The organism is Acidovorax sp. SUPP950, assembly GCF_030158935.1.
GTDB lineage: Bacteria > Pseudomonadota > Gammaproteobacteria > Burkholderiales > Burkholderiaceae_C > Paracidovorax.
The window spans coordinates 152,960-161,948 of record NZ_BQXE01000008.1; the positions used below are offsets into that span (position 1 = coordinate 152,960).

At 66.5% G+C, this 8,989-nt stretch carries 9 protein-coding genes and 2 tRNA genes; 8 read left to right on the top strand and 3 right to left on the bottom strand.

Annotation, left to right across the window (positions count from 1 at the left end):
* Positions 1-4 precede the first annotated feature (4 nt).
* The 3 genes from ppnP to AVME950_RS22355 form a co-directional block, all read right to left on the bottom strand.
* Positions 5-322: a pyrimidine/purine nucleoside phosphorylase gene (ppnP, locus tag AVME950_RS22345; protein WP_272568545.1), complete on the bottom strand. Its 318-nt coding sequence runs from the start codon at positions 320-322 to the stop codon at positions 5-7.
* 180 nt (positions 323-502) lie between these two features.
* Positions 503-1,138 carry a glycine zipper 2TM domain-containing protein gene (locus tag AVME950_RS22350; protein WP_272568547.1) on the bottom strand — a complete coding sequence of 212 codons (636 nt, stop codon included), beginning with the start codon at positions 1,136-1,138 and terminating at the stop codon, positions 503-505.
* A gap of 112 nt (positions 1,139-1,250) precedes the next feature.
* Positions 1,251-1,676 carry an ArsC family reductase gene (locus AVME950_RS22355; RefSeq protein ID WP_284431504.1) on the bottom strand — a complete coding sequence of 142 codons (426 nt, stop codon included), beginning with the start codon at positions 1,674-1,676 and terminating at the stop codon, positions 1,251-1,253.
* A gap of 47 nt (positions 1,677-1,723) precedes the next feature.
* Between AVME950_RS22355 and folC the strand changes: the two genes are divergently transcribed.
* The 8 genes from folC to AVME950_RS22395 all read left to right on the top strand — a co-directional run bounded on the left by folC (position 1,724) and on the right by AVME950_RS22395 (position 8,941).
* Complete coding sequence (gene folC / locus AVME950_RS22360; protein ID WP_284431505.1) at positions 1,724-3,049, top strand: bifunctional tetrahydrofolate synthase/dihydrofolate synthase; 1,326 nt, start codon at positions 1,724-1,726, stop codon at positions 3,047-3,049.
* 22 nt (positions 3,050-3,071) lie between these two features.
* Entirely contained in the window at positions 3,072-3,920 is an 849-nt protein-coding gene (locus AVME950_RS22365) for an SPOR domain-containing protein (protein ID WP_284431506.1), read from the top strand.
* A 24-nt stretch (positions 3,921-3,944) separates the two neighbouring features.
* Positions 3,945-4,433 carry a CvpA family protein gene (locus AVME950_RS22370; protein ID WP_284431507.1) on the top strand — a complete coding sequence of 163 codons (489 nt, stop codon included), beginning with the start codon at positions 3,945-3,947 and terminating at the stop codon, positions 4,431-4,433.
* Positions 4,434-4,511: 78 nt separating this feature from the next.
* Positions 4,512-6,020 carry an amidophosphoribosyltransferase gene (gene purF / locus AVME950_RS22375; protein ID WP_284431508.1) on the top strand — a complete coding sequence of 503 codons (1,509 nt, stop codon included), beginning with the start codon at positions 4,512-4,514 and terminating at the stop codon, positions 6,018-6,020.
* Between the two features lie 26 nt (positions 6,021-6,046).
* Positions 6,047-7,279 carry an O-succinylhomoserine sulfhydrylase gene (locus AVME950_RS22380; RefSeq protein ID WP_284431509.1) on the top strand — a complete coding sequence of 411 codons (1,233 nt, stop codon included), beginning with the start codon at positions 6,047-6,049 and terminating at the stop codon, positions 7,277-7,279.
* A complete protein-coding gene (gene gltX, locus AVME950_RS22385) occupies positions 7,276-8,691 on the top strand; it encodes a glutamate--tRNA ligase (protein WP_284431510.1) in 1,416 nt (471 codons plus the stop codon). Before AVME950_RS22380 ends, gltX begins: the two co-directional genes overlap by 4 nt.
* Before the next feature lie 65 nt (positions 8,692-8,756).
* A tRNA-Ala gene (locus AVME950_RS22390) sits at positions 8,757-8,832 on the top strand.
* 33 nt (positions 8,833-8,865) lie between these two features.
* A tRNA-Glu gene (locus tag AVME950_RS22395) sits at positions 8,866-8,941 on the top strand.
* The last annotated feature ends 48 nt before the right edge of the window (positions 8,942-8,989 follow it).

The window sequence follows — 8,989 nt, forward strand, 5'->3', positions numbered from 1 at the left end:
CGGTTCAGCCGAAGTGGCAGATGTAGTGGTAGGCGCTGGCGACGCGGATCTCGAACTTCGACTGGCCGGGCACGCTGAATTTCTCGCCCGCGCCGGACTTCACCCAGGCGTCGGTGCCGTCGAGCTTGTACTCGCACGCGCCGCCCACGCATTCCATGATCTCGGGCGCGCCGGTATTGAAGGTCAGCGTGGCGGGCAGGATCACGCCCACCGATTTCTTCGTGCCGTCCGGAAACGTGATGTTGTGGCTCACGCATTTGCCGTCGAAATACACGTTGGCTTGGGTGGTGACGGACACGCCGTCGATGGTTTCGGTGGTCATGGATGCGCTTGAAAGGAAGAGGAAGGGGGAAAACCGAAGATTCTAGGTTGAACGCTGCGGCCGCCCTCCGTTCCCCGTGCGAGGCGGCGCCCCAAAACGCCGGGCCGAAGGCGCGCCCCACGAAAAAGGGAGCCCGAAGGCTCCCTGCTGGATGGGTTGGCCGTCCGGCCGGTGGTCCCTTCAGCGCCAGTAGGGATCGCGCGGGCGGGGCGGGTAGTAGGGGCGGCCGTAGCTGTCGTGGTATTCGATGACCGTGGTGGACGGGGGCGTCACGTAGGCGGGCGGGCCAGGGTAGGTGGAGACCACCACGCCCGGCTGGGCGTAGCCGCCGGAGTAGGCGGGGGCCGGCGGTGCGCTGGCGATGGGCTGCACGCTCACGGGAATCCAGGCGCCCGGGTCGTGCTGCGTGCGGGTGGTGTACTGGCGGCCCGCGTACTCGTACAGCACGTTGTAGCCCATGGTGCGGTTCTCGTAGTACGTCTGGGTGGAGCAGCGCTGCACGTTCTGGTACTCGGGCCGGGTGCCCTCGATGTTGTTGCCCAGCACGGCCCCGCCGATCAGCCCGATGGCGGTGGCGGCGGCGCGTCCGCTGCCCTTGCCGATCGCGTTGCCGGTGGCCCCGCCGGCGATGGCACCCAGCACCGCCCCGGCGCCGGTCGGCCGGGATTCGCCGTAGATGGTTTCGTTACCGCACACCTGCTGGGGAATGGCCACCTGCTCGGTGATGGGGGTGGCGGAGAGGACGCGGCCCTGTTCCTGGGCGCTGGCACCGGCTGCAACGGCAGCCAGCGCGGTCAACAAGATGATTTTCTTCATGGAGAAGCTCCTTTCGGTCGGTGTACAACGCATCAGGCTGAGAAAAAGTTTAGGGTCGCCGTGTCAAGCCTGCAGCCGGGGGCCGTAAATCTGGGTAAGGATTTGTGCCGTTTCAGGGCTTGGAGCGCGCGGTGGCGGCTTCGTTCCAATCGGCTTCGTTGAAACCCACGGTGATGTGGCCGTCCGCCCATTCCACGACCGGGCGCTTGATGACGCTGGGCTGCGCCTTCATCACCTCGGCGGCGCTGCCTGCGTCGTGCACGGCGGCCTGGGTGTCCGCATCCAGCTTGCGCCAGGTCGTTCCCTGGCGGTTGAGCAGCTTTTCCCAGCCCACCGCATCGGCCCAATGCGGCAGGCGATCGGCTGGCACGCCCTGCTTCTTGAAGTCGTGGAACTGGTGCGCAACGCCCTGGGCGGCGAGCCAGGCGCGGGCCTTCTTGACGGTGTCGCAGTTGGGAATGCCGTAGAGCACGGTGGTGGCCGGGCGGGCGGCGGCGTGGGCGGGGGGACGGGCGGGGGGACGGGTGGGGGTACTCATGGCGCAGATCATCGTGCAAGCCGCGCTCGGCGACAATCCGGCCCCGTATGCACACCAATTTCGACACCCTGGAAGGCTGGCTCGGCCATTGCGAGCGCCTGCACCCGAAAAACATCGACATGGGCCTGGACCGCGTGCGTGCTGTGGCCCGGCGCATGGATCTGCGGTTCGACTGCCCGGTCATCACCGTGGCCGGCACCAACGGCAAGGGCTCCACCTGCGCCATGCTCGAAGCGGTGGCGCTGCAGTCGGGCTACCGCACCGGGGTGTACACGTCGCCGCACCTGGTGCACTTCGAGGAGCGGTGCCGCATCCACGGCGAGATCGTCGCCGCTTCGGATCTGGTCGCGCACTTCGCCGCCGTGGAAAGCGCCAGGACCCTGGATGGCGAGGACATTTCGCTGTCGTACTTCGAGTTCACCACCCTGGCGATCCTGCGGCTCATGAGCCTGTCGCGGCTTGATGTGGCCATCCTCGAGGTCGGCCTGGGCGGGCGGCTGGACGCCACCAACGTGATCGACACGGACTGCGCCGTCATCACCAGCATCGACATCGACCACACCGAATTCCTGGGGCCCGACCGCGAAACCATCGGGCGCGAGAAGGCCGGCATCATGCGCACGGGCCGCCCCGTGGTGGTGAGCGATCCCATGGCGCCGCAGAGCGTGCTCGACCATGCTCTGGAGATCGGCGCCGACCTGTGGCGCTTCGGCCATGACTTCAACTTTTCGGGCGACAAGCAGCAGTGGAGCTGGGCCGGGCGGGGCCGCCGCTACGCCGGCATGGCCTACCCTTCCTTGCGGGGCGCCAACCAGCTCGTCAATGCCTCCGGCGCCCTGGCAGCGCTCGAGGCCCTGCGCGACCGGCTTCCGGTCACCGCCCAGGCGGTGCGCAACGGGCTGGCCATGGTGGAGCTGCCGGGGCGCTTCCAGATCGTTCCCGGCCAGCCGACCCTGGTGCTGGATGTGGCGCACAACCCCCATTCGGTGGCGGCGCTGACCGCCAACCTGGACGCGATGGGGTTCTTCCCCACCACGCATGCCGTGCTGGGCGCCATGGCCGACAAGGACCTCGGCCCCATGCTGGCCAAGATCGGTCCGCTGGTGGACCGCTGGTATTTCACCGATCTGCCCACGCCCCGCGCCGAGAGCGCCGCGGGCCTGCAGCAGAAATGGAACGCCCTGCAGATCGTGGCCGGGGGGCGCCGCACCGTGCCCACCAGCCTGCACGTGGACCCCCAGCAGGCACTGCAGGCGGCCGTCGATGCCGCGGAGCCGGCTGATAGAATCGTGGTCTTTGGCTCGTTCTACACGGTGGGCGGCGTTCTGACCAATGGGACGCCTCGCCTGCAGGCCAAGCATCTGGGCGCATAAGGTCCGCACGATTCTGCACTCCATGGCATTTTTCAAGTTTCGGTGGCCCGGCAGCAAGGAGCAACCCGATAAACCCGCGGGCAAGCGTTCGCGCAATGCCCAGGCTGAGAGCATCGAGGCCATGCGTCGGCGCGCACGGCACCGGCTGATCGGCGCAGCGGTGCTGGTGTTGCTGGGGGTGGTGGGTTTCCCCATCCTGTTCGACACCCAGCCGCGCCCCATCCCGGTCGATATTCCCATCGACATTCCCGATCGCAACAAGGTGGCTCCCCTGGTGGTGCCCGAGGCCGCGCCGGCCCGTCCGGCAGCTTCGGCCCCGGCCATGGCGTCGGCCGGGGGGCTGGCCGAAGGCGAAGAGGTCGTGCCGTCCAGCCGCAACGCGCCCAAGCCGGCGGCGTCTGCTCCGGTGCACGCCCCTGCGCCCGCGCCTGCAGCGGCGTCCAAGCCCGAGGTGCGGGCCGAGCCCAAGCCGGTGCCCCGGCCGGAGCCGAAGCCGCAGGTTCACGAATCGAAACCAGAAACCAAACCTGAACCCAAGCCCGAGGCCAAACCGCAGCGCTCGGAAGACGCGGCGCGTGCGCGGGCCTTGCTCGAAGGGCGCGATACCCCGGCGCCGGCCGCGGCAGCCTCCAAAAGCGAAGAGGGCCGGCTGATCGTGCAGGTGGGTGCCTTCGCCGATGCCGACAAGGCCCGCGAAGTGCGCCAGTCGCTGGAGCGCGCCGGCCTCAAGACCTACACCCAGGTGGTGGACACCAAGGACGGTAAACGCACCCGCGTCAGGGTCGGCCCCTATGCCTCCCGCGCCGAAGCGGACAAGGCGGCTGCGCGCGTGAAGGGCCTGGGCCTGTCGGCTTCGGTCCTGGCGCTGTAGCCGGCCGACGGCTCGCGTGCGTACATGGCATCGCTGGACTGGATTTTCTTGGCGGTGCTGCTGGGGTCCCTGGTGCTGGGGGCCTGGCGCGGGCTGATTTATGAGGTGCTGTCGCTGGCGGGCTGGGTCATGGCCTTTTTCATGGCCCAGTGGTGGGCCGAGGACGTGGGGCGGTGGCTGCCGATTTCCGATTCGGCCGAGTCCGTCCGGCATGCGGCGGGCTTTGCGCTGGCGTTCATCGGCACGCTGTTTGCCTGTGGATTCCTGGCCTGGCTGGCCAAGAAATTGATCGAAGCGGTGGGCCTGCGCCCCGTGGACCGCACGCTCGGGGCCGCATTTGGCGCGTTGCGGGGCATGGTGTTGCTGCTGGCGGCATCGCTCGTGGTGCTGTGGACCCCCTTGCAGGAGGGGCTGTGGTGGAAAGAGTCGCAGGCCGCCCCCATATTGACGGGGATGCTGGAAGTTTTGAAGCCGGCTTTGCCGCCAGCGCTGGGAAGGCATCTGCCTTCATGACAGGGACGCGGTGCCACCCCGGTGGCGCTGCACTGATTTTTTATTGCGGGATCGCCCGCCTTTGGATGGAACGCGAATATGTGTGGAATCGTCGGCGTGGTCAGCACGGCTCCTGTCAACCAACTGGTCTATGACGCTCTGCTGCTCCTGCAGCACCGGGGCCAGGATGCGGCGGGCATCGTCACCCAGCAGGGGCGCAAGTTCTTCATGCACAAGGCCAAGGGCATGGTGCGCGACGTGTTTCGTACGCGCAACATGCGTGCGTTGCCGGGCACGGTCGGCCTGGGGCAGGTGCGCTACCCCACGGCGGGCAATGCCTACAGCGAGGAAGAGGCCCAGCCGTTCTACGTGAACGCCCCCTTCGGCCTGGTGCTGGTGCACAACGGCAACCTGACCAATGCGCAATCGCTGCGCGCCGAACTGTTTTCAACCGACCACCGCCATACCAACACCGAGAGCGACTCCGAAGTGCTGCTCAACGTGTTCGCGCATGAGCTGGAGCGCGCCACCCGCGGTGTGCCGTTGCAGACCGAGGACGTGTTCGCGGCCGTGCGTGCCGTCCACCGCCGCGTCAAGGGCTCCTACGCCGTGATCGCGCTGATCGCCGGCCATGGGCTGGTCGCCTTCCGCGATCCCCACGGCATCCGCCCACTGTGCATGGGCCGCAGCCCGGAAGGCACCGTGATGGTCGGCAGCGAGTCGGTGGCCCTGGAAGGCACCAACCACGTGTTCGAGCGCGATATCCAGCCGGGCGAGGCCGTGTTCATCACGGACGACGGCACGGTGCATGCGCAGCAGTGCGCCGATGCGCCGCAACTCAACCCCTGCATCTTCGAGTTCGTCTACCTGGCGCGTCCGGATTCGGTGCTGGACGGCATCTCGGTGTACCAGGCCCGCCTGAACCTGGGCGAGGCATTGGCCAAGCGCGTGGTCTCCACGGTGCCGCCCAACGAGATCGACGTGATCATTCCCATTCCGGAATCGAGCCGCCCGAGCGCCACGCAACTGGCGCATCTGCTGGGCATTCCGTACCGCGAGGGCTTCGTGAAGAACCGCTATGTGGGGCGCACCTTCATCATGCCGGGGCAGGGCGTTCGCAAGAAGTCCGTGCGGCAAAAGTTGAACGTCATCGCCAGCGAGTTCAAGGGCCGCAACGTGCTGCTGGTGGACGACTCCATCGTGCGTGGCACCACCTCGCGCGAGATCGTGCAGATGGCGCGCGATGCGGGCGCCCGCAAGGTCTACCTGGCCAGCGCCGCGCCGCCGGTGCGCTACCCCAACGTGTACGGCATCGATATGCCCACGAGCAATGAACTGGTGGCCCATGGCCGCACGGTCGAAGAAGTGCGGCAGTCCATCGGCTGCGATGCCTTGATCTATCAGGACGTCAACGGCATGAAGAAGGCAGTGGGCGCACTGAACGGGCGCATCGAAGGCTTCGACGCGTCATGCTTCGACGGTGTGTACGTCACGGGCGACATCACCGCGCAGGACATCGCGCGGCTGAACGAAGGGCGTGTGGGCGCGGAGGAGCCGCAGGAGGAAGACACTTCCCGCCTGGCCCTGCCCAACGCGCAGGACGCCTGACCGCTATTCGCTTGGATCTTCACGCCATGAACTCCCCCTTAAATGCCCGAACCCTTCCCGAAGGTCTGCACCCCGACACGCTGGCGGTGCGCGAAGCCATTCCCCGCAGCGTGTACGGCGAGCATTCCGAGGCGCTCTACCTGAGCAGCAGCTTCGTGCAGCCCGACGCGGCGACGGCGGCGCGCCGGTTTGCCGGCGAGGAAGAGGGCTATACCTACACCCGGACCGGCAATCCCACGGTCACGAGCTTCGAGCGGCGTCTGGCCGCCCTGGAAGGCACCGAGTCCGCGATCGGCACCGCCACCGGCATGTCGGCCATCCTGCTCATGTGCCTGGCACTGCTCAAGACCGGCGACCATGTGATCTGCTCCCGGTCGATGTTCGGCTCGACCATCAAGCTCATCGGCGGAGAACTGTCGCGTTTCGGCGTGCATACCACGTTCGTGCCGCAGACCGATGCGGCCGCATGGAAGGCCGCGCTGCGCCCGGAAACGCGGCTCATGTTTGCGGAAACCCCCACCAATCCGCTGACCGATCTGTGCGATATCCAGGCGCTGGCCGACATCGCCCATGAAGCCGGCGTGCTGCTTGCCGTGGACAACTGCTTCGCCTCTCCCGCCTTGCAGCAGCCCGCCAAATGGGGTGCGGATCTGGTCCTGCACTCGGGCACCAAGTTCCTCGACGGACAGGGCCGGGTGATGGCGGGGGCCGTGTGTGGACCCCGCGCTCTCATCGACGACAAGCTCGCGCCCATGATCCGCAGCGCGGGCATGAACCTGTCGCCCTTCAATGCATGGGTGGTTCTGAAGGGCATGGAAACCTTGTCCATCCGCATGAAGGCGCAGAGCGCCAACGCGCTGCAGCTGGCCACCTGGCTCGAATCGCATCCACATGTGGCGCGCGTGTACTACCCGGGGCTGGCGTCCCATCCCCAGCATGCGCTGGCCATGCGCCAGCAATCCGGCCTCGGCGGCGCCGTGCTGTCGTTCGACGTCAAGGTGAAAGAGGGCGATCCGGCCTCGGCCCGTGCACAGGCATTCCATGTGATCGACAGCACGCGGGTGTGCAGCATCACGGCCAATCTCGGCGACACCAAGACCACCATCACCCATCCCGCCAGCACCTCGCATGGCCGCCTGACCGAAGAGCAGCGCCAGGCCGCCGGCCTGGGGCAAGGCCTGATCCGCGTGGCGGTCGGGCTGGAACACATCGAAGATTTGAAGGCCGACCTCGCGCGCGGCCTGGATACCCTGCAATGACCGAAGCCAACCTGACCCAGCGCGTTCGCACGCGTTTCGCTCCCTCGCCCACAGGGTTCATCCATCTGGGGAACATCCGCTCCGCCCTGTACCCCTGGGCGTTCGCCCGCGCGACGGGTGGCGACTTCATCCTGCGCATCGAGGACACCGACCTGGAGCGGTCCAGCCAGGCCGCCGTGGACGTGATTCTGGAAGGCATGGAATGGCTCGGCATGCAGCCCGACGAAGGCCCGTTCTACCAGATGCAGCGCATGGACCGCTACAAGGAAGTGCTGGCCCAGCTGCAGGAGGCCGGCCATGTCTATCCCTGCTACATGAGCGTGCCGGAACTCGACGCGCTGCGCGAACGGCAGATGCAGGCCAAGGAAAAGCCGCGCTACGACGGCACGTGGCGCCCCGAGCCCGGCAAGACCCTGCCGGCCGTGCCTGACGGCGTGCAGCCGGTGCTGCGCTTTCGCAACCCGCTTGGCGGCTCCGTCGTCTGGGATGACAAGGTCAAGGGCCGCATCGAGATCCGCAACGACGAGCTCGACGATCTGGTGATCGCGCGGCCCGATGGCACGCCGACTTACAACTTCTGCGTGGTGGTCGATGACATCGACATGGCGATCACGCATGTGATCCGTGGGGACGATCACGTCAACAACACCCCCCGTCAGATCAACATCTTCGAGGCCCTCGGAAAGCAGCCCCCGGTGTATGCCCACCTGCCCACCGTGCTCAACGAGCAGGGCGAGAAGATGAGCAAGCGCAATGGCGCCAAGCCCGTGACCCAGTACCGGGACGAAGGCTATCTGCCCGAAGCCATGGTGAACTACCTGGCCCGGCTGGGCTGGAGCCACGGCGACGACGAGATCTTCAGCCGCGAGCAGTTCTTGCAGTGGTTCAATCTCGACCATCTGGGGCGCAGCGCCGCCCAGTTCGACGAAGCCAAGCTGCGGTGGGTGAACGCGCAGCATCTCAAAGCCATGGCGGACGACGCCCTGGCCGCCCTCGTGGCGCCGCTGCTGGAACAGCGGGGCATTTCTGCGGCAGAGCTGGCCGATGGCCGCCTGCCGCGCATCTGCGCGCTTTTCAAGGACCGTTGCGACACGACCGTGGCATTGGCGGACTGGGCTTTCGTGTTCTACGGCGATGTGGCGCCCAACCCCGAGGAGTACGCCAAGCACGTGACCGAAGCCGTGTGGCCTGCCATCGGTGCACTGTCGCAGGCCTTGACCACCTGTGCGTGGGACAAGGCTGCAATCTCTGCCGCCTTCAAGGAAGTGCTCGCCGCCCATTCGCTCAAGATGCCGCAGCTGGCCATGCCAGTGCGCGTGCTGACCGTGGGAACGGCCCACACGCCATCGGTCGATGCGGTGCTCGAGCTCGTAGGCCGCGAAAAAATCGCAGCGAGATTGCTGAAGCCTTAAAAACCTGTCTATAATTCAAGGCTCAGGAAATGATGACAGTCACAGTGTGAATGTGGTCATTCAGTGGGGGTATAGCTCAGCTGGGAGAGCGCTTGCATGGCATGCAAGAGGTCATCGGTTCGATCCCGTTTACCTCCACCACTGAGAGTTAGAGAACGGTTAGTTCCCAGGTTTGACCCTATCGTCTAGAGGCCTAGGACATCACCCTTTCACGGTGAGTACCGGGGTTCGAATCCCCGTAGGGTCGCCAAGTTTGTAGCACTTGGCTTGTGTCTTTTCACAAGCAAACGCTGCCTGC